Origin of the sequence: Providencia sp. PROV268, from assembly GCF_028477805.1 — a bacterium.
In the GTDB taxonomy this organism is placed as follows: Bacteria; Pseudomonadota; Gammaproteobacteria; order Enterobacterales; family Enterobacteriaceae; genus Providencia; species Providencia stuartii.
The window spans coordinates 40,361-66,501 of record NZ_JAMPLW010000020.1; the positions used below are offsets into that span (position 1 = coordinate 40,361).

The 26,141-nt window shown below is 41.3% G+C and carries 22 protein-coding genes; 8 read left to right on the forward strand and 14 right to left on the reverse strand.

Translation table 11 applies throughout. From position 1 onward, the window contains the following. Window positions 1-5 precede the first annotated feature (5 nt). The 7 genes from PR699_RS15150 to PR699_RS15180 all read left to right on the forward strand — a co-directional run bounded on the left by PR699_RS15150 (window position 6) and on the right by PR699_RS15180 (window position 9,143). Entirely contained in the window at window positions 6-935 is a 930-nt protein-coding gene (locus PR699_RS15150; RefSeq protein ID WP_040132655.1) for a DUF2877 domain-containing protein, read from the forward strand. Next, window positions 925-2,475 (forward strand): acyl-CoA synthetase FdrA, encoded by a 1,551-nt coding sequence (gene fdrA, locus PR699_RS15155; RefSeq protein WP_004926280.1) that lies wholly within the window; start codon window positions 925-927, stop codon window positions 2,473-2,475. Before PR699_RS15150 ends, fdrA begins: the two co-directional genes overlap by 11 nt. Further along, window positions 2,475-3,890 (forward strand): DUF1116 domain-containing protein, encoded by a 1,416-nt coding sequence (locus tag PR699_RS15160; protein ID WP_014657074.1) that lies wholly within the window; start codon window positions 2,475-2,477, stop codon window positions 3,888-3,890. Before fdrA ends, PR699_RS15160 begins: the two co-directional genes overlap by 1 nt. Before the next feature lie 120 nt (window positions 3,891-4,010). After that, window positions 4,011-5,573 carry a hypothetical protein gene (locus tag PR699_RS15165; protein WP_004926277.1) on the forward strand — a complete coding sequence of 521 codons (1,563 nt, stop codon included), beginning with the start codon at window positions 4,011-4,013 and terminating at the stop codon, window positions 5,571-5,573. Between the two features lie 71 nt (window positions 5,574-5,644). Continuing rightward, window positions 5,645-6,595, forward strand: a complete 951-nt coding sequence (locus tag PR699_RS15170; protein WP_014657075.1) for a carbamate kinase family protein — start codon at window positions 5,645-5,647, stop codon at window positions 6,593-6,595. Between the two features lie 58 nt (window positions 6,596-6,653). Next, window positions 6,654-8,030 (forward strand): amidohydrolase family protein, encoded by a 1,377-nt coding sequence (locus PR699_RS15175; protein ID WP_014657076.1) that lies wholly within the window; start codon window positions 6,654-6,656, stop codon window positions 8,028-8,030. Window positions 8,031-8,333: 303 nt separating this feature from the next. Then, entirely contained in the window at window positions 8,334-9,143 is an 810-nt protein-coding gene (locus tag PR699_RS15180; protein ID WP_231136195.1) for a hypothetical protein, read from the forward strand. A 54-nt stretch (window positions 9,144-9,197) separates the two neighbouring features. On the opposite strand, the gene uxuA is transcribed toward PR699_RS15180, so the two are convergent. Together uxuA and PR699_RS15190 are read right to left on the reverse strand one after the other, a co-directional pair. Beyond that, on the reverse strand, window positions 9,198-10,388 hold the full coding sequence (uxuA, locus tag PR699_RS15185; protein ID WP_004926272.1) for a mannonate dehydratase: 1,191 nt from the start codon (window positions 10,386-10,388) through the stop codon (window positions 9,198-9,200). Between the two features lie 43 nt (window positions 10,389-10,431). Beyond that, window positions 10,432-11,742 carry an MFS transporter gene (locus PR699_RS15190; protein ID WP_004926270.1) on the reverse strand — a complete coding sequence of 437 codons (1,311 nt, stop codon included), beginning with the start codon at window positions 11,740-11,742 and terminating at the stop codon, window positions 10,432-10,434. A 216-nt stretch (window positions 11,743-11,958) separates the two neighbouring features. Here PR699_RS15190 and PR699_RS15195 point away from each other — a divergent pair, with 216 nt between their 5' ends. Beyond that, window positions 11,959-12,675, forward strand: coding sequence for a FadR/GntR family transcriptional regulator (locus PR699_RS15195; RefSeq protein ID WP_004926269.1), 717 nt, complete (start codon window positions 11,959-11,961; stop codon window positions 12,673-12,675). 40 nt (window positions 12,676-12,715) lie between these two features. On the opposite strand, the gene uhpT is transcribed toward PR699_RS15195, so the two are convergent. The 12 genes from uhpT to PR699_RS15255 all read right to left on the reverse strand — a co-directional run bounded on the left by uhpT (window position 12,716) and on the right by PR699_RS15255 (window position 26,140). Next, on the reverse strand, window positions 12,716-14,116 hold the full coding sequence (gene uhpT / locus PR699_RS15200; RefSeq protein ID WP_004926266.1) for a hexose-6-phosphate:phosphate antiporter: 1,401 nt from the start codon (window positions 14,114-14,116) through the stop codon (window positions 12,716-12,718). Window positions 14,117-14,145: 29 nt separating this feature from the next. Next, window positions 14,146-14,934: an inositol monophosphatase gene (locus PR699_RS15205; RefSeq protein ID WP_014657079.1), complete on the reverse strand. Its 789-nt coding sequence runs from the start codon at window positions 14,932-14,934 to the stop codon at window positions 14,146-14,148. Between the two features lie 595 nt (window positions 14,935-15,529). Further along, window positions 15,530-15,784: an acyl carrier protein gene (locus PR699_RS15210; RefSeq protein ID WP_004926263.1), complete on the reverse strand. Its 255-nt coding sequence runs from the start codon at window positions 15,782-15,784 to the stop codon at window positions 15,530-15,532. Then, complete coding sequence (locus tag PR699_RS15215; protein WP_014657080.1) at window positions 15,781-17,916, reverse strand: hypothetical protein; 2,136 nt, start codon at window positions 17,914-17,916, stop codon at window positions 15,781-15,783. The genes PR699_RS15210 and PR699_RS15215 overlap by 4 nt, the downstream gene beginning before the upstream one ends. Window positions 17,917-18,020: 104 nt before the next feature. Beyond that, the gene (locus PR699_RS15220; RefSeq protein ID WP_272572921.1) at window positions 18,021-19,055 is read right to left on the reverse strand and encodes a hypothetical protein; all 1,035 of its coding nucleotides are present in this window, start codon (window positions 19,053-19,055) and stop codon (window positions 18,021-18,023) included. Window positions 19,056-19,058: 3 nt separating this feature from the next. Beyond that, window positions 19,059-20,366 (reverse strand): hypothetical protein, encoded by a 1,308-nt coding sequence (locus tag PR699_RS15225; protein ID WP_060561525.1) that lies wholly within the window; start codon window positions 20,364-20,366, stop codon window positions 19,059-19,061. Window positions 20,367-20,387: 21 nt separating this feature from the next. After that, window positions 20,388-22,634 (reverse strand): type III secretion system translocon subunit SctE, encoded by a 2,247-nt coding sequence (sctE, locus tag PR699_RS15230; RefSeq protein WP_060561524.1) that lies wholly within the window; start codon window positions 22,632-22,634, stop codon window positions 20,388-20,390. A gap of 10 nt (window positions 22,635-22,644) precedes the next feature. Further along, on the reverse strand, window positions 22,645-23,157 hold the full coding sequence (sicA, locus tag PR699_RS15235; RefSeq protein ID WP_014657088.1) for a type III secretion system translocator chaperone SicA: 513 nt from the start codon (window positions 23,155-23,157) through the stop codon (window positions 22,645-22,647). Between the two features lie 114 nt (window positions 23,158-23,271). After that, the gene (locus PR699_RS15240; protein WP_249890607.1) at window positions 23,272-24,375 is read right to left on the reverse strand and encodes an EscU/YscU/HrcU family type III secretion system export apparatus switch protein; all 1,104 of its coding nucleotides are present in this window, start codon (window positions 24,373-24,375) and stop codon (window positions 23,272-23,274) included. Window positions 24,376-24,387: 12 nt separating this feature from the next. Continuing rightward, window positions 24,388-25,191, reverse strand: a complete 804-nt coding sequence (sctT, locus tag PR699_RS15245) for a type III secretion system export apparatus subunit SctT (protein WP_014657091.1) — start codon at window positions 25,189-25,191, stop codon at window positions 24,388-24,390. After that, window positions 25,188-25,460, reverse strand: a complete 273-nt coding sequence (sctS, locus tag PR699_RS15250) for a type III secretion system export apparatus subunit SctS (protein ID WP_004926250.1) — start codon at window positions 25,458-25,460, stop codon at window positions 25,188-25,190. The genes sctT and sctS overlap by 4 nt, the downstream gene beginning before the upstream one ends. Window positions 25,461-25,474: 14 nt before the next feature. Then, window positions 25,475-26,140 carry an EscR/YscR/HrcR family type III secretion system export apparatus protein gene (locus PR699_RS15255; RefSeq protein ID WP_036942351.1) on the reverse strand — a complete coding sequence of 222 codons (666 nt, stop codon included), beginning with the start codon at window positions 26,138-26,140 and terminating at the stop codon, window positions 25,475-25,477. Window position 26,141: the final 1 nt, after the last annotated feature.

A 26,141-nucleotide genomic window follows, 5' to 3' on the forward strand; every position in this document is an offset into this window, starting at 1 on the left:
GGCTTGTGAACAAGACCAAGACTCAAAGGCAACAACTGTTTGGGCTTTCGGCTGATGCGACATTTTTAAATTTATTCGATCAGCCTACATTTTCAGGACAAATAGAGCAAGTTTTTCGTAAAGCAATTAATATCTCTATTAATAATACGCTTTTTACTTTACTCAGTGCTGAATTAGATAATGCCCCTAACAGTTGTCGATTATTGAATAATGACTTATCTAAATTAAATTTAAAAGAAGGAGAATATATTTATTTCTGTAATAAAACACTGTATTTGGGTAAATATTATTTTATATCGTTTTCCTTTTGCCATCCATGGCAGCCCAATAATGTGTGTTTTATCCCAGAAAACATCAATAAAAAAACCTATTTATCCTTTTTAAATACACAAATAAGCGTAATCGATGTTTTGCTAAACAGAGAAGGACACTCTTTATTTCATTATCATGGAGATAATTTATTTTATTTAACCGCAGCAAAAAAATTAAATTCATTACGCATTGAACTGATTAATTTATTAAAGAAAAAAGACCATCAAAAATTGCCTGAAATGGTTAGGCAGTTTATTGGCCTAGGTATTGGTTTGACCCCATCTGGGGATGATTATTTGGTTGGATTAATGGCGTTTTTATTACTTAAACATCATCCAGCTCAATGTCTGCATCCGTTTTTTGAACAGGGTATTCGCCATGCTAAAGAGGCAACCACTAAAGTCAGTGCCATTACCTTAGAAAAAGCAGTAAACCGTCACTATCGAGAAAATTTGCTGCAACTACTACACATATTAGCGACTGCAAATACAAATGACGCCAAGCCTTATTCGCAGTTGCAAAAGATTTTAGATATCGGGTCAAGCTCAGGCAGCGACATGTTATTAGGCATTCGTGATGCACTGTACCTGACCCTCTACTTTGGAGAAAAGTATGTCGACTAAAGTTGTCATCAAAAAGAATACGTATTTTGATTCCGTATCACTGATGTCTATCTCCACTAAAGCCAATCAACTCGACAATGTTGAGCAGGCATTTGTGGCAATGGCAACAGAGATGAATAAAGGCGTGCTGAAAAATTTAGGGTTATTAACACCAGAATTAGAAGCGGCAAAAAATGGCGATTTAATGATTGTCATTAAAGGCGCCAGCGATGAAGCGAATGAGGCGACGCTTGTTGCCATTGAAGCGCTATTTAATAAGAAAAACCAAGGTGGGTCACAACACGAAGCCAAATATGCCACTCTCCATTCGGCGCATAGCCATATTCCAGAAAGCAACTTAGCGGTCATTTCGGTTAATGGTCAGTTTGCTGCTCGTGAAGCCCGTATTGCTCTTGAAAATGACCTTAATGTCATGCTGTTCTCTGATAATGTCTCTATTGATGATGAGCTAGCCTTAAAACAGCTTGCTAGCCGTAAAGGATTATTGATGATGGGGCCAGACTGTGGAACCGCAATAATCAATGGCGCGGCTTTATGTTTTGGGAATAACGTTCGTCGCGGCAATATCGGTATTGTTGGCGCCTCCGGTACAGGCAGCCAAGAACTGAGTGTACGTATTCATGAGTTTGGCGCGGGCGTTTCACAACTGATCGGAACGGGAGGACGCGATCTGAGTGAAAAGATCGGCGGGATCATGATGATTGATGCCCTAAAAATGCTTGATGCTGATGAAGAAACTCACGTCATTGTGTTAATTTCTAAGCCACCAGCCGCCACCGTCGCTAAAAAAGTTTTAGCACAAGCCGAAAAATGCCATAAACCTGTGGTGGTCTGTTTCCTCGGTAATCAGCCAATCCCCGACGATAAGCCTGGCTTAAGCTTTGCTAAAAGCACCAAAGAGGCAGCATTGAAAGCGGTTTTACTCACCGGTATCAAAAAAGAACAACTGAATTTACACTCACTCAATTGGCCTCTCATTGAAGAAGTCAGAGCCAAACTATCACCAAAGCAAAAATACATTCGCGGTCTATTTTGTGGTGGCACCTTATGTGATGAAGCGATGTTTGCCGCTTTAGAAAAATATGATGATGTCTACAGTAATATCCAGCCAAACCCTGAATATCGCTTAAGCGATCTTAACCAGAGCATCGCACACACCTTCTTAGATTTTGGTGATGATGACTTCACCAATGGTAAACCCCATCCAATGATTGATCCGACCAACCGTATCGAACGACTACTGCAAGAGGCTCGTGACCCAGAAGTCGGCGTTATCGTTATGGATTTTGTGCTGGGATACGGCTCCCATGAAGATCCTGTTGGCGTGATGATCGATGCCATCAAAGCAGCAAAAGAGATTGCCAAACAAGAGGGTCGAGAGCTGGAAATCCTTGGTTATGTTCTCGGTACTGACCAAGACACTCCATCCATGGATGCCCAAGTGAAAATGCTCACCGATGCAGGTGTGATTTGGGCAAGTAGTAGCACCAACACCGGTTTGTTAGCCCGCGAATTTGTCTGGAAAGGGGAGAATGCGTAATGACTTCATTATTTAAACAGCCATTAAATGTGATTAACGTGGGCATCGAAATGTTCAGTGATGACCTTAAAAAGCAGCATGTTCCCGTCACGCACTTAGATTGGACGCCACCCGGGCAAGGCAATATTGCCGTGATCAACGCATTAGATAAAATTGAAAGTAATAGCGCATTACAAGAGAAAATTGCCGCTGCCAATGCGCAGGCCTTAGAACGCATTATTCAGTCACAACCTGTACTTGTTGGCTATGATCAAGCCATTAACGTCGTACCGGGGATGACTAAAAACACCATCTTACATGCTGGACCGCCTGTTGAATGGAAAGACATGTGTGGCGCAATGAAAGGTGCAGTGACTGGCGCACTGGTATTTGAAGGGCTAGCAAAAGATTTAGTAGATGCCGAACGCGTAGCCGCTTCTGGCGAGATTATTTTTTCCCCTTGTCATGAACACGACTGTGTTGGCTCTATGGCGGGTGTGACCTCTGCCTCAATGTTTATGCACATTGTCGAAAACAAAACCTATGGTAACCGCGCATTTACCAACCTCAGTGAGCAAATGGCAAAAATTTTACGCATGGGAGCCAACGACCAAAGTGTGATTGACCGCTTGAACTGGATGCGTGATGTTTTAGGCCCAATGCTACGTGATGCTATGAAGCTGGCCGGCGAAATCGACTTGCGTCTGATGTTGGCTCAAGCACTGCATATGGGGGATGAGTGCCATAACCGTAATAACGCAGGCACCACGCTGCTTATCCAAGCACTGACCCCTTATATCATCCAAACGGATTTCTCAGTTGCTCAACAAAAAGACGTTTTTGATTTTGTCGCAAGCAGCGATTACTTCTCTGGCCCTACATGGATGGCGATGTGTAAAGCGGCGATGGATGCGGCTCATGGTATCGAATACAGCACCGTCGTTACCACCATGGCGCGTAATGGTTATGAATTCGGATTACGTATCAGTGGGCTACCGGGTCAATGGTTTACAGGCCCTTCACAGCAAGTTATCGGCCCGATGTTTGCTGGCTATAAACCCGAAGATTCAGGCCTTGATATCGGTGATTCCGCCATTACCGAGACTTATGGCATTGGCGGATTCGCCATGGCAACCGCTCCTGCCATTGTCGCTTTGGTCGGAGGAACCGTTGAAGAGGCCATCGATTTCTCACGTCAAATGCGAGAGATCACATTAGGTGAAAACCCTAACGTCACGATCCCGCTGTTAGGTTTTATGGGGATCCCCACAGCCATTGATATTACCAAGGTTGCCGCCAGCGGTATCCTTCCGGTCATCAATACGGCCATCGCCCACAAAGACGCAGGTATCGGTATGATCGGGGCTGGTATTGTGCATCCCCCGTTCGACTGCTTTGAAAAAGCTATGTTGGCTTATGCCGAAAAATACGCCTAGTCGCCGATAATAAGCCCAACTTCGGTTGGGCAATTAATAATAATGCGCTGTGATTCACCTGAGCAATAGGGTTTTTAATCATGACTGCCCCCGCAGTCTCTTCTTTGAAGGATACATTCCATGAGTGTAACGAAACTAAAGTGGAAACGTGGTGACTGGGCGGCCTACTTCGGGCTGATGACCAATAACTTAACCAACCTGCTCACTATGATGGGATTACTGATCTTTGTCGTCGGCATCCCTAAAGATCTTGTTTATGGACGTATTGCACCTGCATTTGGTTTTGCCGTATTGCTAGCGAGTATCAGCTATGCCTATTTTGGTCAGCAACTCGCCAAACAGACTGGGCGCGATGATGTCACTGCACTGCCTTCCGGCCCAAGCGCTCCCTCTATCTTTACCGTGACCTTTTTGGTCATCATGCCTGTTTACCAAACGACTCAAAATGCCGAGTTTGCGATTCAAATCGCACTGGTTTGGTGTTTTGTAGAATCGATGATCCTTGTCGGTGGCTCATTCCTCGGCGAAACTATCCGTAAAATGATCCCTCGCACCGTATTGCTCTCCTGTCTCTCTGGGCTAGGTTTGCTATTACTGGCAATGAACCCGATGTTACAGGCTTTTGAAGCGCCTACCGTTTCATTTATCGTATTACTGCTCATTTTTATCAACTGGTTTGGTAAAAAACCTATCTTTGCGCGTATTCCAACGGGGTTATTACTGCTTATTGCAGGAACTGTGCTGGCGTGGGTCTCTGGCTTACAAAGTCCTGAAGCCATTAAAGCCTCCGTTGCCTCATTTGGCTTTAACCCGCCCGGTATTCATATTGATAGCTTCTTACAGGGGTTACCACATGCCTTACCCTACTTGGCTTCAGCCGTACCATTAGGCTTAGCAAACTATATTTTCGACCTTGAAAATATTGAAAGCGCCCATGCCGCTGGCGATGAATACAATACCCGTAAAGTAATGTTAGCTAATGGATTATCCTCTACTGTAGGCTGTTTTATGGGTAACCCATTCCCTGTCACTGTCTATGTGGGTCATGCAGGTTGGAAAGCTATGGGAGCCAGTATCGGCTATACACTCGCCTCTGGTATTACCATGTTCATCGTACCGTTGTTCGGTCTAGGCGCTTTTATGTTAGCCATAATTCCGATGACGGCTATTGTGCCTATCCTAGTGTTTATAGGTGTTGTCACTGCTAACCAAGTGGTGCGAGAGACACCGAAAGTGGAAGTGCCTGTCATCTTTATCTGTCTGTTCCCTTGGATTGCCAACTGGGCACTGACCATGATGAACAGCATGATGGGGGCGGCGGGAACTTCTGCGGCACAAATCGGCACAGATGTCTTACTCAGTAAAGGTGTTTACTACCAAGGTTTAGTCCATCTCGGGAATGGTGCGCCATTAGCCAGTATGTTATGGGGCTGTATCGCTATCTTTGCCATTCTCAATCAGCCACTACGTGGGGCTATAACAGCCGCCGTAGGCGCGCTACTGGTATTCTTCGGTATTATCCACTCACCGATGGTAGGGATAGCACAAGGACCCGCCTTGATGTTTGTATACGCTTACCTCATGATGTCGGGCTTATTTGTGATGAAATACTTCTTAGATAAAGGGAAATCAATAGAAGCGCAACAACCTGAAACCGCTGAGAAAATCAGCAAATCAGTGTAATGCCATTAACCTCCGATCGTCGATGTGCTGAGCACATCGACTTATAGACTCTGTATCAGGATACAATAACAATGAAAGAACTCGTGGTTGTTGCCATCGGGGGCAACAGTATTATCAAAGATAACAACGGCCAATCGATTGAAGCTCAAGAAAAAGCGGTACAAGAGGTCGCTTCCCATGTCTGTGATATGCTTGAGGGTAATTACAATATTGTTCTGACTCACGGTAATGGCCCTCAAGTGGGATTAGATTTACGCCGTGCCGAAATCGCTCACACCGTTGAAGGGCTACCACTCACACCATTAGCAAACTGTGTCGCCGATACACAAGGTGGTATTGGCTATTTGATCCAGCAAGCCCTGACAAACGCCTTGGCAAAACGCCATCACCGCCAAGCGGTGACCATTGTGACTCAAGTTGAAGTCGATAAAAATGATCCTAATTTCCACTCACCGACCAAGCCTATCGGCGCATTTTTCAGCCTAGAACAAGCTGAGAAGTTAAAAAAAGCCAATCCCGACTGGCATTTTGTTGAAGATTCTGGCCGAGGTTACCGCCGTGTCGTCGCCTCACCGGCGCCTAAGAGTGTTATCGAATCAGCGGCTATTCAGACGCTCAGTGAAAATAACTATGTTGTTATTGCGGCTGGTGGCGGGGGGATCCCTGTTATTAAAAATACGAATGGCGGTTTCCAGAGTGTCGACGCCGTCATTGATAAAGATTTATCAACCACATTGCTAGCAAAAGAGTTAAAAGCCGATATTTTGATTATCACCACTGGCGTAGAGAAAGTGTGTATTCACTTTGGCAAACCTGAGCAACAAGCGCTTGGGGAGGCGACAACAACGGAGATGCTGCAATATATGCGTGAAGGGCATTTTCCAGCGGGAAGTATGTTACCCAAAATTGAAGCTAGCCTGTCATTTCTCGCCAATGGTGGCAAACGCGTGATCATTACAACGCCTGAGAGATTGCCACAAGCCTTACGCGGTGAAACTGGCACGCACATTGTTCAAGGTTAGCCCCACACGATTGCAGGTTACGCCGAGTAACTTGCAACCCTCTCATTAAGGAGTTTTTATGCCATCCAACAGAAGAGAGTTTCTTTCAACGAGTGCAAAACTGGCAGCCACCTGCACGCTATTTGGAGCGATATCCGGTATTGCTGCCGCAGATAATGGCCCCACCTCATTAAATAGCACGACCACCATTAAAGATGATCACTACTATCTTGATGATGTGTTACTGGAAACAGGCTTTCGTTACCGTGATGCGAGCGTGATTGGCACCAAAACGGCCCTACACACCCTTGAAATTAAAAATGGAAAAATTGCAGCACTTCTCGCGAATAAACAGCATATTGATAAGCAATTAGCAGCCTATAGTGCAGATGGTAAACTCATGCTACCTGCTTTTCGTGATATGCACATTCACTTGGATAAAACCTTTTATGGTGGACCTTGGCAAGCTCCCGAATCACGAGAAGGTAAAACTATCCTTGATATGATAGCGCTTGAGCAAAAGTTGTTGCCGGAATTACAGCCGTATACTCAAGAGCGCGCACATGCGCTTATCAAACTGATCCAATCCAAAGGATCAACGATAGCCCGCAGTCATTGTAATATTGAACCCGTTTCCGGTCTTAAGAACCTTGAAGCGCTCACTCAAGTTCTTGATCAGCACCAGCAAGACCTAACTTGTGAAATTGTTGCCTTTCCTCAACATGGGTTATTGTTATCCAAAGCAGAGCCATTAATGCGAGAGGCAATGCAGGCAGGGGCGCACTATGTGGGTGGACTTGATCCCACGAACGTTGATGGCGCAATGGAAAAATCGCTCGATACCATGTTCCAGATAGCGCTAGATTATAATAAAGGGGTCGATATTCATTTGCATGAAACAAGCCCAGCTGGTCGCGCAGCTATCGACTATATGATTGATACCGTCGATAAAAACCGCACTCTTCGTGGTAAAGTGACTATTAGCCATGCTTTTGCTCTTGCAACACTGACACCTGAGCAGGCACAAGAAACTGCACACCGACTCGCCGAACAACACATAACTATCGCCACCACAGTGCCTATTGGCACCTTACATATGCCACTAAAAACACTCAATGAAAACGGTGTCTTTGTGATGTCTGGAACCGATAGCGTGATTGATCATTGGTCGCCATTTGGCCTCGGTGATATGTTAGAAAAAGCGAATTTATATGCCCAGCTCTATACCCGCCCCGATGAACTATCCCTATCACGTTCACTGGCAATTGCCACCGGTAATAAGTTGCCATTAGATGACAAAGGCAAACAAGTGTGGCCATTAGTTGGGGATGATGCCAGCTTTGTACTCGTCGATGCATCCTGCTCCGCAGAGGCGGTCGCCCGAATTTCGCCAAGGCAAGCCAGTTTCCACAAAGGGAGCTTAGCGTCAGGCGCGATTAAAAAACAAATAAGCTAATTTAAGATGCTATCATCTTTACTCTTAAAAAGAGAGTTTCGTATATGTGGCTCTCTTTTTATTCTTGTATTATGTTAACCCTATTTTAAATCTATTTTTTATTTATCTTTCGGCTATGCTAAATATGTGTAGTGTAACTGATACCAGATATTGAATACCCTTGTTTATCTAGCCACTAAATTATTTCATCCTATCTGCAATCACTTTTGTACTCACAAAAATACTATTTTGGTAGTAATCCTATTATCAGTTTTTTTTAATTATTATAATTCATACCTCTAATTTCCAATGAGCACTACTACTATGCAAGATAATATTCAATTACCTGAAAAATTAATAAAAGCATTTCCTACAAGAGACTTACAGTTAACCCCACTAAAAGGGGATGGTGGCATAATACGCTTAATTTTTCTTGTTCTCGTTCTTATCGGTTTAACCGTTTTTGTTGCTTTTCAATTACCTGGTATCGCGTATGACTATAAAATTGGTCAAAATGCGGTTCCTGTTAATGCCAATATAAATGGCTCTTGTAGATCAAGTCTGATGGTTATTACCCATTGTAATGTTAAGGTGACATACCGCGGCCACACTGTTTCACATAGCTTTGGTTTCCTAGGAACTTCACGAAATGTTGCCGTGCAACCAATCGCCGATGCCAATGATCTATCACGCTTAACGGTTGATGTGGCTGTCGAAAATGTGATGCTCCGCTTTGTAACTACAATTATTATCATCGCATTATTAATTTTTAGCCTTGTATTTATTATTTACCGCTACATAGCGAACAATAAGATCAGAAAAGTATTATTATCTAGCGGCAAAATGCCACTAAAACTTATCGCTGTTCCTGCCAAAGTTGTTAATTCTAACCGCCTATTGATGGTTTCTTATAAATTCAATTTAGATGGTAAAAAAATATCGACTGGCTATTCAGGCAATAAAAAAACATCCCCTATAGTCTTCGAAGAAAATGGCAAAAAATATGCTTTAGCCGTTTGTGAACCGCAAAAAAACATTCCTTATATATTGGATTTATCATTAAAAAGAATTCAAGCCACTCCGGAAGAAGTGCAACACTTTCATCTCGCATTACAGGAAGAAGGGCTAATTTAATCTCTTTATTACCCAGTTGGGCCTAGATAGGCCCAACTCACTTAGTACTCAGAATTATTTTAAATCAGGGAAAAAGACTCGTTTAATCGCCAATTCAACACCACGAACTTCCGCTAATCCTTTTAAACGCCCAATCGCAGAATAACCTGGATTTGTTTTCTTTTGCAGATCATCCAACATTTGATGCCCATGATCAGGACGCATTGGTATGCGGCGCATATTACCGACTTTTTGGCGACGATCTTCTTCCGCCAAAATTGCTTTAACCACGGCAAACATATCCACATCGCCCCCTAAATGCGCTGCTTCATGGAACGTTTTTGGATTATCTTCACGGCACGTCGAGCGCAAGTGTGTAAAATGAATACGATCACCAAATTGCTCAATCATTTTGACTAAATCATTATCGCTTCTCACGCCGTAAGAGCCTGTACACATAGTGAAACCGTTGTGAAGGCTATCCACCGTCTCTTTTAGCCATTGCATATCTTCAATCGTTGAAACAATCCGCGGTAAACCTAAAATAGGCCGCGGTGGATCGTCAGGATGAACGGCCATTTTCACGCCAACCTCTTCTGCTACGGGGATAATGGCTCGTAAAAAATAGGCCATATTCTCACGCAACTTAGCCTTATCAATGCCTGCATAAGTTTGTAAATGTGCTTTGAATTGTTCAAGGGTATAGCCTTCTTCTGCTCCCGGCAGGCCCGCAATAATATTACCAACCAATTTATCCTTATCGGCTTGGCTCATTGCTTCATAATAAGCTTTGGCTTGAATAAGCTCTTCAGCCGTGTAATCTTGCTCAGCCCCCTCGCGCTGTAACAAATACAGTTCGAAAGCGGCAAATGCTATCTGATCAAAACGTAATGCCTTCGAACCATCAGGTAATTCGTATTCCAAATCAGTTCGTGTCCAATCCAGTACGGGCATAAAGTTGTAACACACCGTATCAATACCGCATGCAGCGAGGTTACGAATCGATTGCTGGTAATTAGCGATATGCTGTTCATAATCACCACGATGTGTTTTGATCTCTTCATGAACAGGAATACTTTCTACCACTGACCAGACAAGGCCTTTAGCTTCGATTTCCGCCTTGCGTTTTTCTATCTCTTCGATAGTCCATACTTGCCCATTTGGGATGTGGTGCAAAGCCGTTACCACCCCTGTCGCCCCTGCTTGGCGAATATCACTCAAAGAAACAGGGTCGTTAGGACCATACCAGCGCCATGTTTGTTCCATATTACTCACCTCAATATGTGGGCACAGACAAGTGCCCTAAAAATTACTGTGTAACAGTTTCTTCAATCGGAGTTTTAACGATGAAGAAGTAAGCTAATGCACCCGCGAAGGTCACCATTGAGCAAACAATGAGCGCCCAGTTAAATGAACCGGTTGTATCTAATACCCAACCTGTAACAATCGGTGCGAATGATGCGAAAACAAAGCTACCAAAGTTCTGAATACTGCTTACGGAAGCGACCATTTTGCTTGGTGTCACCACTTGCACGAGTCCCCAGCAAGAAGTGCCCGCAAAATGCACAAAGAATAGCGCCAAGCTGATAAAAGCAACTGCCATCGCGGTAGATGTCGATTGCACGACCAATAAAGTGCAAGCCGCTGAGCAAATCAGCCCTAAGCAGATAAGGATTTTCCGGCTATTCATCAATGAATAACCTTTTTTCGCCAGTCGGTCTGCCACCATGCCATTGACCAGCATCCCTAGCGAACCGAATAAAAATGGAATAGCGGCGACCCACCCCGTATTGGCCAAGCTCAACCCACGTTCGGCCTGTAAATAGCCTGGTAACCATGCAAGGTATAACCAGCCGGTATAGTTCACGCCACTGAAGCCCAAAATCATGCCCCAAACTGTACGTTTCTTAAACAGAGCACCCCACTCTTTCAATGTCACTTTCTGTTTTGGCTGCTCCTCACGACCTGAGTTGAGATATTTCAAATCCTCTTCAGAGAGCTTTAATGATTCACGGTTACGGTAGTAAGCATACCAACACACCCCGATTAAAATTCCAGCCACACCAATGATGATAAACATCATTCGCCAGCCAAACGCTAACATGAGAGCCACAAGGATAGGTGGCGCAAACGCCTGCCCAATTGTGGTCGAGGAGTTGAATATCCCCATGGGAATGCCGCGCTCTTTGGCATTAAACCAATCATTCACCACTTTAACGCCACTTGGCATAAAGGGAGCTTCGCCGACCCCAAGGCCGATACGCAGCGCAATAAATTGCCAGAAGTTTTGGATCAACCCTGCCATACCTTGCATCGTTGACCAGAAAATTAATCCTGCTCCTAACACAATACGTGGGCCAAACCTATCGAGTAGTAAACCAGAAGGAAGCTGTGAGATACCGTAAGATAATGAAAAAGCGGATAACAAAACACCAAATTGAGTTGCTGAAAGCCCTAAATCAGCTCGGATAGCTTCGTTAGCGACCGAAAGAGAGCCTCGGTCAAGAAAGTTAATGATCCCAGCTAGAAACAGCAGCAGTAACGAGATCCGTTGAATTTTCTTAATCCTGGCGGTTTTTGCAATATTATCGGGTGTTATGTCAGATGCTGAACTCTGCATAGTTACATCCTCAAAAAGTAATTATAGTTGTCATGTGACCTGAATGACTGATGGCTTGATTGTCAGGTGGTCAGGCCGGTATTATAGTTATTGAATTGAGAAAAAATTAACTTGATATGGCTCACAGATCTGTTTTTTTGTGATTCAGATTAGCAGTCAATCAGGATTAAAGCGTATGATATGTGCCGATATGGATGAGCATACCGAGGAATTAACATGGCATTAGCCCCACTGAAAGTTGAACGATTATACCGCCAGATCTCAAACCTTATTATTGAGTGTATAAAACGTGGCGATTTCAACGCAGGAGAGCCGTTGCCTTCTGAACGAGAACTGGCAAAACAGATGGAAGTCAGCCGATCATCCATCCGAGAAGCTTTTATTGCACTGGAAATGACGGGTTGGATTGAAATTCGGGTTGGTAATGGGGTCTATGTGGCAAATCCGTTACCGCAGTTTGAGCCCAAAAAAGAGGCGGTCAGTACAGCAACAGAAAAAGATGAAACAGAATTTAGCTTACGCGATTTATTGAAGGCGAGGCAATCTTTCGAAACCATGATTGCAGAACTTGCTGCCCGCAATGCAACTGATGAACAATGTGCTGAATTACAAGAGATTATGAAAGATCTCATCAAACAAAAAGATAATGATGAAAACTTTTTGCGCGAGGATAAACGCTTCCATTTGTTAATCAGTGAAATGACAGGCAACGAAGTATTACACAGCATGATGGAACACTTATGGGATATGCGACAATCAACACGCTTTATTCGCATGGAGTCACACTATGCGGATATTGATTTACCCAAAACCATGAATGAAGACCATCAATTAATTGTGAATGCAATTTTGGATAGAAACCCTAAAGAAGCCGCCAAATGCATGCATAACCATTTACAACATGTCTATGAGTGCTTCTTCAATATTGAATGATGCTCTACCCCATAGGTATATGGGGTAGAAAACACATCACTTAATGGCCGATACTACGGTCACGGCGAATTTTACGCTCCTCATAGAAGGCGACTACCGCTAGCATCACAATACCTACAGCGGTTGCGGCAAATAACAGATAGAAAGTATCTGACCAACCATGAAACGTGAAGCCCCCCACTGAGATACCTTTCCCTGTTGGATCAGCGATACGAGACACTAACACTTTTGCCATTCCATCGCCAAACAGATAACCAAAGAAGCCTGGAATGGAGTTCACTACCGCGGTTGCACATTTTGGTGCAAAGCCAATGATAGAGATGCCGATTAAGATCACAGGGCCAAAAATAAAGAATCCTTCAAAGAACAATGCAATATAAATGCCCCATACGCTGGACATATTTTGATAAGCGATTAATGGGAAAATCACTGAAATCATACATAACATACCGAGTAATGCGCGGCGACCGCCCATTTTATCGGACACATAACCCCAAGTGAGTGATCCTAGAAATCCGCCTAATTCTAATGCCGTAATCGTACCTATCGCGGAAATATCATCCCAATCAAGCGCCATTTTGACATATGCCACACTCCAGTTATCAACACCAATACGGATGGTATAAACACAAAGGTTGGCAAAACATAAAAACCAAACCGCCGGATTTTTCAGCACATATTTCACAAAAATTTCAGATTTTGACATACTCTCCGCGGCGGTATCATCTTTGGAGATTGGTTCATCAAAAATCTCTTCTGGCGTATTCCACCCTAACTCAGACGGATCATCTTTACCGAAGAACATCCCAAATGTAGCAATAACCCCAGCAAAAAGAATTGGGAAAATAAACATTCCTGCCACATTGCCATTAAAGGCATATTCCATACCAAATAATGCAATCGGCCCAGCTAAAATTGCCCCGATATTATGTGACGCATTCCACCAAGAGATAAAACGGCCTCGATTTTTTCTTGGCGTCCAACGGTTTATGGTTGAATTAGAGCAAGGGCCGCCCGGCGCTTGAAATAGACCCGTTAGCGCCCATAAGAAAATAAAGATCCCGAGAGAATGCCCTGACGAAAGTAAAAACATCCCGATAGCAAATGAAGAGGCACACGAGAGCATTAATAAGAAACTGAGTATTTTCTTGGTATTTTTACCGTCAATATAATACGAGAGTAATACACGGCCTAGACTGTATGTAATAGAGAACCCAAAGCCAACTGTGCCTAAATCACTTAATGTAAAACTGGTTTGTTCAATAATAAATGGGGTTGCTGCTTTGAAATTATAGCGAAGAAAATAGATCCCTGTATAAGCCAAACACATCACGATGAATGGCTCCATAAACTTTCTTAACCATAAATCACGTTGTACAGAGAGGGGTATTTTTCCTGCCGGTAGCCTTTTAATATCAAAAAACGAAAATTTAGAACTCATATTATTGACCTTTTACTAATTTTATTATTTTAATCTCTAAATGAGGCGAGTTGCTGATATACCCCAGGGCTAGATGCCAACACATAATTCCCTTTTAACAAGAAATCGTCCTTTTCTTTATAGTTATTCATGACACCGCCAGCTTCTTGAATTAACAATAAGCCCGCAAGGCAATCCCATGAATTTAAATGAGGTTCGTAATAACCAATTAATTTCCCAGCCGCCACATAAGCCAACATTAATGCGGCAGAGCCATTGCGTATAAACATTCCTTTTGCGTGGAGCAATTTATCGAGAAAAGGAATAATGTATTCAGGCGATAGACGCGTTGAAATACCAACGCCAAATAAACCTTTATTCAGGGATTGAACAGCATTAACTTGGATAGGTGATTGGTTTAAATAAGCGCCATGACCCGCCATTGCATGAAACAACTCCTCCTGTACGGGATCATACACAACCGCAATTTGTGTATTTTGTTGTTCATCCAAGAGGGCTATCGAAATACACCAAGAAGGCAATCCAAAAATAAATGCACTTGTGCCATCAATAGGATCAACAACCCAAGTATATTGCGATGCGCCTTGTGTATAACCCCCTTCTTCACCAAATAGAGCATCGAGGGGGTATTGCTGATGAATTTTCTCACGAATAAATTGTTCCGTATTTTTATCCGCAATAGTGACTAAATCCTGCCCATCCTCTTTTTTCTTTTCAATATTTAATTGGTTTCGGTCATGATAGTAAGATACGGCTAATTTGCCGGCTTCAATAACGACTTGTTGAATAAACGTATATCTCGCTGAAATCGCATTCATCCCCATCTCCAGATAATGAAATTAATGTTTCGAAATATATATTTAACGAATCGTACATTCTGTGATCGATTTCATGAGATGATGATTTAATGTAATTTTTATTTTATAAAATATATTTTATTGTTAATAACCTATTGTTGTAAAAAGAACATAAATAAAATTATCAAATTAACCCCATTATTTTTCATTTTCCATTTTTTGTTTTTTTAAAACAAAATTTTCATAATCAACCCAAAAACAAATCTTTTTATGATGACTCAATACCGATTTTAAGCGATAACGCTAACGAGCCTTTTGTTAATGACTCGCCTAAGTACCACTGGTTTTTGGATTTGCCATGAGATTATCTTTAACTGGCTAAATCAGATTTATTTTGTGATATGTTGTTTTGAGAAAATACTCGTCGATGGCTATTTTTCAATATAAACACAAAAACGTTTGTATTAATAGAATAAACAGATGGTCTAATATTATGTGAATTTAACATTAAGCAGTAAACAGAATTACTGTTAAAGATGTTGTATATAGAACAAGTACGATTACCACGGATATGACCTGAACATCCTTGTTATCAGGTCATGATGTAAAAATAATTTCAGGTCTTCGTTTGAGAAAGGTAATCAACAATATCCTGTAATCGATGCCATTTTACCCAGATATTATCGTTTAATCGTTGGCCAGTGTAATCTTCAATGGCGGTGATTAGCTCAAGCATTTCCAATGAATCAATATGTAAATCTAAAATTAAGGTCGAATCCATCGTAATGGGTTTATGGATCCCCGAATAGGCACGGATCGCTTTTATTTGCTCCGTCAGCCATGTTTGATGAATTAAATTATCTGTACTCATGACCCATTTCCTAATTTAAATCGCTGATCATCGCCGATATAACGTTTTTTCTGTGACAAATCTCTAGCCTGCCCACCTGACGTCGTATATACCCGATTATCCGTATTCACCTGCCAACGATATTTTTTCTTCGTCACATCGCTATCTGCTTTTTTCTCCGTGGTTTCAGTATAATGAATAGGCTGTGCTCCAACCGGTTCGGCACTCTCTTTTTCAATAACGACTGTTGCCGTTGGCTGCTCTTCCACAACCTGTGCCACCTTAGCGTGATAAATCCCACTTGCATGGCTGCTCAACGGAAAACTTGCTTTCGATTGAACAGCCGGTTTCTCTTTATCATCTAGTGATTGTTGTGTATCTAACTGGCGCGTAGCTTGTTCAGCCGCTAATGACGTGTCTTTCAGCACCATGGCAGAGCGATTTGCCACATCCAGCATATTGCTTAATTCAGTTGCCACTTGCTTTGCCGCATCCACTAAATGTGAATGGCTATTCGGTTGTATCTGAGCATCAAACAGATGATCTGTCTGTTGAGTCACTTGCTCTTCTAACGACTGAGAGTCGATTCCATCTACTGCTCTTTGTCGTTGTGCTGCAATGAGCTGTTGATCGGTCGGTTTTGCACTCTCAACCTTGGAATCACTCGCGCTATACTGCAACCTGCCTACAGGGTTTGTGCTTTGGTTAAATCCCCCGCTGGTGATCACAAATGGGGCAGTTTGTTGTGTATTTGGTAACCATTTACCATCCATTGTGCGTGTATACCCCCCCATTTGATGGCGAGGAGGAAGTTCAGGAGCCTCTTTTTCTTGATTGGATTGCAGCAGAATCGCCTCATTGACCCCTGTTTGTGGCTCAGTGCTCTCTGATGTTTCACCACTCGATTTATCTTTTAACGCTGGCTGGTGAGAGGCGCTATCATCAACTTGAGTGGCGTTATTTGGCGGTGTCGGGCTATCCTGTTTTACAATTTTCCCGTCACCGCTGAGCTGAACATGCAATTCAGTTCGGTAGGTTGTTGGGGTTTCCGCCGCTGGTGTCGCGGTTTTTTGCGCTATCGTCTTACTCGGCGCCGCCTGAAAAGAGGCCGCGCTGTCAATATTTACCGTCGTTGCCACACTACCATAACGACTCGGTGTATCGGACACCTTACAAATACAGTGAGGGCAAGCATAATTATTAGTTATATAATAATTATTGATGATCGGCGCTGACGTTTGGCTACTGGTTTGATATGGCACACCATCCACATCATCTGACTGCTGTGGATTGGTCAATAAAGTTGGCTGTTCTTGTCTTGTTGCTTTTGGTTTCATCTGTACAGGAGCATGATCTGCACTCGGTACACTCAGCTTATTTACAAGAATAATTTCAATGTGTTCCTCTAAATTTTGAAAACATTGATTCAATCTATAATTCTTATTACTCCAAGATTTTAACTCTTGGCTCGACTTAACCCCACGCTCAAATCCTGTTAGTTTTTCCTGTACTAACGTTGGATTTAAAAAATGATTAACCAGTGTTGTATCATCAATCTGTTGAGCAGAGTCAAGACCTGCCATCTGCTTCAATTGACTATCAGTATAAGTTTCATTTAATTTAGCTTTAATCGCAGGCGTAACATATTCCGATAAAAACCGTGTTTGCAGTTTGCTTTCAAATTTAGGTAATAAATTGAATAATTCGCTACTTAAAGTTTTACTTGATACTTCCGCTGAGGACTTAGACATCACCGCAATATTTTTGGCAAGACTATTTAATACGGAAGAAGGAATTTCATCTTTGCTTAATAATGAAAAGGAAGTTAACACTGCATTGATATTATTCTTGTCTTCTCTTAGAACATTTACAATCATATCAGGTGTCAGATGATATTTTGCTACTAAATTGTCTGATGAGTTTTTTAATAATGTAAATAAGTTATTTGCTTTAGCACTATCAAGCTCACGATGTAGAACTTTACTACTTGCAAAAAAATTGATTCTTTTTCCCATTTGTATAGGGCTACTATCACCGATATTTAAAGCTCCATTCATAACATTTAACAATGTATGAGTGGATTCATTAGCCTGAATATTACTCCTATGCTCAACGGTGCTTCGCATAGTTGTAGAGGGAGAGATTGTTGGCATAGAAACTCCTTTTAATTATATAAATATAATTAGCCATTTCGATACAATAGAATAGAGCAGGGTATTTAAACCCCACTCTATTAAGATACATTGTCTTTAAACAGTTATGTATTAGCAAAACCTGCATTATATTGAAATAGGTCTTTTAATAACTGAATTAATAATTGAGTTAAAGTTTCAAAATGGCTATTATCTTGACGGAAAGCTTCTAATAAACGGGATACACTATTATTCACTGAATTTTTTTTACTATCAATCGCCGTTTGCATACTTTGGAACGCTTGGGAAATTAGGTCACCATCCTTATCTAATCCAACACCATCAACTATTTTTTTTATTTCCTTGACAACATTAAAATCAGGGTAAATTTTAATTTTTCCATCTGTTTCTTTCACAATAAAACCTTGCCCTTCTAATTTTTTCTTAAAAAAACTTGCCACCCCCTCTATAGTAGATCTTGTCACCCCCTCTTTAAAAGATATAGAAGCGATATCATTAATAAAATCGCTTATTCTATCATCATCAATAACTTTCTCTCTCCAAGCATCCCATGCCGTACCGGTTTTCGGTATAACATAATCCTTTAGAGCTATCATAAATTGATTATTAAACTTTGACCTATCAAAGCGTATCTTACCATCTTTTCCTGCTGAAATATAAGTACTCAATAAGCCTAATGCTTTATTAAGCGTTTCCATATATTTCGTCGCCCCTTTAGTTATTTCACCAAAGCTTTTTTGGTAGTTAGAGTTAATATTATCAATTAACCCCTTGATACTTTTAATGTGCGATCGGCCATCCTCAGTTTTTGTAATTTCCGCCGACATTGAGGCAATAAGATTACTGGTTTTATCCATTGAATCTTTAAATTCAAATTGTGCAAGTCTCGTTAGTGCCAAGATTTGCTCATGGTCTTGCATATTATTAGAAATCAGGTAATTATTTTTTTCAGGGTAGTCAACACCATATTGCTGCAGGATTTTTTCAGCTCGTTCCTCTATAGGGAGTTCTAAATCGGGGACAAATGTCCCCTGTAAATTCAGTGGAGATACCACGCTATCATCATGAGTTATTGTCGCTGATGATGGTGTCATCGAAGCAAGAGCTGATGGTTGGATAACAATATTAACTCCGTTCATACTCTAACCTCTGGTTGCAACAGCTTGGAATGTACGGATTTGCCCCTCAATAATTTCTTTTAAAATATCAAAGACTTTTTTCATCAAATCCAGAACAGTATCAATCTGTTTTTCTTTATCACTTGCTATAGCACGTGCAGTATCACCAATATCTTGTAGCACCATTTTTTGGGCTTCTAGTGCTTTCACCTCTATATTAAGCGCAGAAGTTACCAATTGACCTGCGTTATCGGATAAACGAGTCATTGTTTCAATAATGCTCGATTTCTTTTGGGTCTGGTTGGTAATTCGATCGAGTTGCAGTTGCTCCCGCTCCGCTTTTAACTGCAATCCTTTAACCTTATCTTGAACGTTAGTAACATGTAACTCATTTTGTTGATCAAGCGCTTTATTTCCCGTTTTTTTCATATATGGGCGACTGCTTTCAATCTCTGATTGTGCTTGAGTAGATAATTTATGCCTTTCGACACCGTGAACATTAATAGCTTTGGTTTGTTTCACTAATTGCTTAGTTTGTAATGCCGCCCCCGCAAGTGTTACACCCAGAGAAACCGCAAATCCCATCAGTGCTCCTTCAAATGCTTTTTTACCCTCTTGAATCGTTGTATCTGCTGCACTTTGCACCATTTGCGTTTTTAGCTTTAAAAAATCCGCTTGTAGTTGGCGATCAGCGGTATTAATAATCGATTTAATCTGGCTCAGTAGGTTACGTAGCTCCATTAAAATATCGCTACTCATAATGCCGATAAATTGGCTCTCTTTTATTGCGTCAAGTGACTGAATACCAGGTTTTACATCCTCACTATTTGCTTGAGCCACTTGCACATCTTTAATTGCCGAGGCTGCCAGCATTAAATTAACCCCTTGAGATAATTGCTTGATCTCGCTTTCGTCCAAATTAGCGATTGTTGGGAACATTTTTTCCAACTTGCTATTTTCTTCCGTTATCACTTCTCTGACGGCTTTTTCAACTTTGATTGCTGTGACGGCAATATGCTCCTGAAGGTTTGCATAAGCCGATGAAAATCCGCCTATGACTTTCGAGGTCTCTTCAAGCTCGACCTTGTTCATGTTTTTCACTTCAAACAGGAGTGATGGACTAACCGTCGTTTGCTCAGGGAGCTTTAATAACGGCTTATCTTGCGTTCGTAGCACAGTAATATCGACAGCATCTTTGATGGACACTTGCTGTGCTGGTGCTTGCGTTGACATCGTTTGAGTTTCGCTACCGGTTAAAGTAGTCAGCCCCTCAAGATTGCCTAACTTTTGGGTTGGAATAGAAAACGGCGTTGGTGAGGAAATAGTCGTCATAATAGAGTTCCTTAATGAAAATTAGGCATAATTAGAGAGATTGATTGAATTAGCTTTACGCTCATTTGATTGTTTCAATGAGGTCAGCGTGTCAGTAAATAGGTTATTAAACACCTCATATTGTTTTGACAGCATCTTAATCAGAGACTCAAGCAACTCATCGAGAACTTTAATGATTTCATCATTCATCATCATTTTGGCGAATAGCGTCTTAAGCTCTCGTAGTTGCGCGGCCCCTTCTAAGCGTAATGCTCCAACAGTCACCGCACTTGTCACCGACGTCGCAACACCAGCCCCTTTCGCACCAACTTCGACACGTGACGCTAATAGGCTCTGTTTGCCCAGTTTTTTCCCTGTATCAACGATATCAGCAACATCCTCAACCTGATCAGCGACTTTATCGACCACTTTCACCGTATCTTTGATGCTATCTGCTTGCTGATGCACCTTATCAACGGTTTTCACGGCATCCTTAATACCGTCTGCTTGTTCATTCACCTGATTAACCGTTTTTACTGCATGCTTAGCGCTGTCTGCCTGTTCATGTAACTTGTCGACCGCTTTTGCAGTATCTTTGATGCTATCAGCCTGCTCATGCGTCCTATCAACGGCTTTTGCGACATTTTTAATATCACGAGCCTTCCTCACGACCTGATTGGCTGTTTTAACGGTACTTTGTAACTCTTCCGCCGCATCGGCTAATTTAGTAAATTTCGTTAATACCACCATGTCATCCGCGGCTTTGCCTAACGTTTTAATTTTGCTGAGCAGGTTTTTAACGAGATTGACGATCGTATTCGCCATCGCCTTTAATGTGCTTTTCACGACAGTTTTCAGCGTATTGGCCGCAATTTTGACGACCGTTTTTACGGTATTGGCGATGTTTTTCACAAAAGAGGACATAGAAACCAAAGAGAGCGCCAGAAAAGCGACGGCTGCGACAACCATGCCAACAATGCTACCAATCTTTTTCGCCTCTTCGGCAGACATCCCAAACGATATCAACATATCCGTGACAACATTTGAAATTTCCGTCGCTAACATCTGCATTAAACTTGCATTACCCGTCTCTTCCAACACGATATCAGTGACAGAAATGGCGATACCGATTGCGGCAACGGCAAGGGTTAATGGTGCAGCCGCGCCGAATGTTGCGACTGTCGCAATAACAGAAACCGCTAACATGACGTAGCTAAAAATCTTACTGGCGCACGATGCGGCTTTATTGGCAGCATCTGCTTTACGCTGAGCCTCTTCGGCTTCTTTGGCTTTTTTCTCTGAATCTTTACGAGAGGCTTCGCTGATCTTAGCCATCACCTCTTCTTGCTCTTTCATATTGCGGATAGAGTTTTCATTCATCGCTTTTTTCAGCGATGCGGTTAACATGGTCAATAGAGCAAGCGTGTTTTCCCACTTTTCACCGTCGACTTCGACAGGGCGTGGTGCATTTTGGATAAATTTATTTAAAACGTCGCGATCACTATTAGCAGCCACAGTAAGTTTTTCTGCTGTTGAATACGCGGCCTTAAGATTGCTTTCAATCGTAGATAGTTTTAATTCTAAATCAGCAAGTTGGGTATTACTTTGCGCAAGCTGAGTCGTTAATTGTCCCCCCTGCTGTTTAAGCTCATTCACTTCCGTTGTTAGCTGTTCAATTAACTGAGTCAGTTTTTGCGCATCTTGCTTGTCATCGGCTGTTTTAGGGGGTTTTGGTATCCCACTTAAACTCGCTTTAGCAAAATCGAGTGCGTTCGTTTTACTGGCTAACGCCTGCTTATTTTCATTCAGTCGATTTTGCTGCTGGGTCTGTGTTTTCGTTAGCTCCTCTAACTCATTTTTGGTATTAGTATGGTCAACGCAAATAGCATTCACATCTTTTTCAGCTTGCTGTAGTTTTTCTGTATTTTTTACAAATGAATCTAATAACGCATTGCCATGTTGCCTCAGCGCATCGGATTCAATATTTAACTGATGCAGTTGATTACGTAATTCATTGATATTATTTTCACCTAATATCTTACGTATCGATGAGAAAGCCTCCATCATTGACACTCTTGCATTCACACCTTTTTTCGGCTCTTGCAGTTGCGGCTGGCTTTCTAATTTACTGCGTTTCACTTGTTCATTTGATGTTAATTCTTCGCATGCGGTCTCCATACTTAACATCGCTTTGGCGATGTTATCCCCCATTTCTAATGGATTAACACCTTGCTGAAAGGCTTTGACTAGGCCTATCCTATCAGATGTTATATTGGTGATTGCTGCCATATTGTTTCCTCTACTTTATTGAAGAGTCTTTCTGCACTGAATCAGTCTTTTCAAGATTCTTTTTCAATGCATTAAGGTAAGCCTGAGATTTGGCTTTTAACTCACTATCGGTACTGCTATTACAAACATTTTCGAAACAGTGCAGTGCTGCACTGCTTTTTTTAAGCATCAAATTACATTGGCCAGCATGAAATAAAGGACGATAGTCATCCTTAGCCAATACAAAAGCTAATGCATAAAGTTCAGCGGCCTTTTCATAACGTTTAGTTAATTGGTAAACAGCGGCAAGCCCCATCACATAGTCGGTATTATAAAAATCATAAATACTCAAAAAGCGAAAAAAGGTTTCTGCTTCTTTTAATTTTCCTTGTTGATAAAACTCATAAGCGTAGGCATAGATGCCATCCATCATCTCTTGTGAAATACCATGAATATCTTTATAAGTTGCCCCAGACATTAATGCCGACGTAACATCATTAAGCAATTCATCCATATCTATAGACTGTTTTTCTTTGTTACTCATATATTCACCTTATAAAAATGTAGGATATATGACGCAATATCATTAATAATTACATCATAACTATTCAAAACTGAATTTTCTTATAAAAAACGATATTATCGACAAATGGTTAATTTAACTGTCTTTATCTTCCTGAATGATTTTTCTCTCATTTATTAGTTTCATTGATTCTTCATCGAGATCTATTCCCATCTTTTCTAATTCAATGCGAATTAACCAATTGATGATCCGCATTACATCCTGCAAACCATGCTCATCAATAAAACTATCTTTCCGATAATAGCGCCATATTTTTCTAGCTAATGGAATATCACGGACAACAGGAACGCCTTGTTGCTCGGCATATCGAACAATCATTTTTGCCTGTAATCCATGGCTTTTAAATAATAAAAAAGGTAATGGCGCAATATCATTATTATAATAAATTAACATTGCAATATGCGTCGGGTTTGCCATCACAAAAGTCGAGTTACGCACATTGGATTTCACCTCTTCCGACAATATTTCCTGATGCAGCCCTTTACGAGCGCTTTTTAAGTGAGGATCCCCTTCATTATCTTTATACTCTTTTTTCACTTCCTGTTTTTCCATTTTTAATCCCTTAATAAACAAGAAGAATTCTGTGACCACATCCACTAAGATGATAAATAACGCAACGGCTAAAAAAACGACAACAAAGGTAGCGCACAGCCCCACCCATTGATAAATCACTCCATTTATCGTGCTACGATACAGCAAGAAAATGTCATGCCGCCAAAGAATAAAAAATACCATGGCCGAGATAGAAAATACGATCAGATAAAGAAATGCTTTAATTAATTCCTTAAGAGAATTCAGTGAAAATATTTTCTTAATCCCTGAAATTGGATTGAGCTTTGAAAAATCAACTTTAATGGCTTCTGTTGCTAAGCGGAAACGACTTTGTAATAAAGAAAGTATCGCTCCTGAAATAAAACAGGCGAGTAGTACAGGAATAACTATTTTTAGAAAGGCACCAATAAACTCCCTTAATAATATATTGATATTAATATTATAAGGTGATAACAAAATACGTTTCATCAATCCAGCTATTTCAAATAAACTGGTTGTTCCTGTGATTACATAAACGCTAACGACTAACACTAATGCCGCAACACTGTCTTTACTTTTAAAGCTTTGCCCTTTTTTAGCAGAATCTTTAATTTTTTTCTCGGTAGGTTTTTCGGTTTTCTCTGCCATTTTATATGTGCTCTATGCTGGGTCCGATAATATAAAGATGTTATGTAATGGAGAGGTTGAAATCATATTAACCAAGATATCAGGCACTTCATTCTGAAAATAGAGCAAAAAAACAGCAAATGCGATAATTGACTTAATGGTTAAAGATAAAGAAAACGCATTTAACTGTGGGCAAAAACGTGAATATAACCCCAATGCAGCTTCACTAATAAATAGGGTAATGAGAATAGGTGCCGCCAATATAATCGCTTTTACCACCATTTGGTTCATCCATTCCCCTAATGGCAAACTATTAAATTGGGAAAAACCTGCCGCAAACGGTAATAGCTGATAACTTTGTGCAAATGTTTTAACTAATAATAGCATGCCACCTTGCGATAAAAAGACCATACACACGATATAACTAATAAAGACCGCAAGTTCTGACGCTTCACTGCCACTGGCAGGATCCACAATACTGCTAATTGTTTCACCACGCTGAGTATCAATCAGCTCACCGATAATATTCGCTATCATAAACGGTAAAGCTAAAATAAGTGCCGTGATTAACCCTACCGCTAATTCATACAGCACTATTTCCATAAAACCAACACGCTCTTCTTGAAGATTATGAGTCGATAGCAGTGGCCAGAGCCCTAATACAATATAGACAGTCACACAGTTTTTAATCATACCGCTACTGAGTAACTTGTTACTCAAAAAAGGTAAAAAGAAGAGTGTTGGAGCAATACGTACCCAAGCGATAGCTAATGTGATTAACCCTTCCTGAAAGGTAAAATACATGGACGAATAAAAAGACAGTATCTCTTGATTCATCCCAAAAGCCCTATTGCTGGAATGGCTGTCGTTAACACTTCTAACGCATAATTCATCACTTTATCTGCCAGCCAGCCTGAAATCATAAATAACGAGCCAAACACCGCCAGCAATTTAATCCCAAAAGGAAGCGTCTGCTCCTGTAATTGCGTAACCGTTTGGATTAATCCCACCAGCAACCCAACCACTGTCGCCACAATAACAGGGATAGCGGATAACATAACAATCAATAACATTGCTTTATTGCTGCTATAAATAATCTCATCCATTCATCGTATCCTTGTTATTGCTGTGCCAATTCAAGATATTGCATCACTAACCCTTTCGAAATCAGTGACCATCCATCAATAGCGACAAACAGGATCAATTTAACTGGCACCGAAATAGTGACTGGGCTCATCATCATCATACCGAGAGCTAACAGAATGCTAGATATCACCAGATCAATCACAACAAAGGGTAAATAGATATAAAAACCAATTTCGAATGCTGACTTAACTTCACTCAGTGCATAGGCAGGTAATAGTGAAAATAGTGTGGCTGAATGCGCTTCGGCGTCCATTGGCTCTTCATTTCGCTGCTGTTGTACTGATTCGAAAAATTGCACCAGTTCAGGATCAGAATATTTTTGTAAATAGGCCTTATAGCGTCCTAAGCCGCCATCAACAAAATTATCGACCGATTCCACATTGCCAAAATCCACCTTCTCTTCACGCATATAATGGCTAATGTCTTGTACCACTGGCATCATGACAAAAAGGGATAACAACATCGCGATGCCATTTAAAGCCATGGTTGAGGGAACCTGTTGAACCCCCATGGCATTACGTACCATGATTAATACGATCGATATTTTTAAATAACAGGTGCCTGCCGCAATAATAAACGGCAGTAATGTGGCCAGTGAAACCAGTGCCAACATGGGTATTTCGTTGGATACAATGGACATG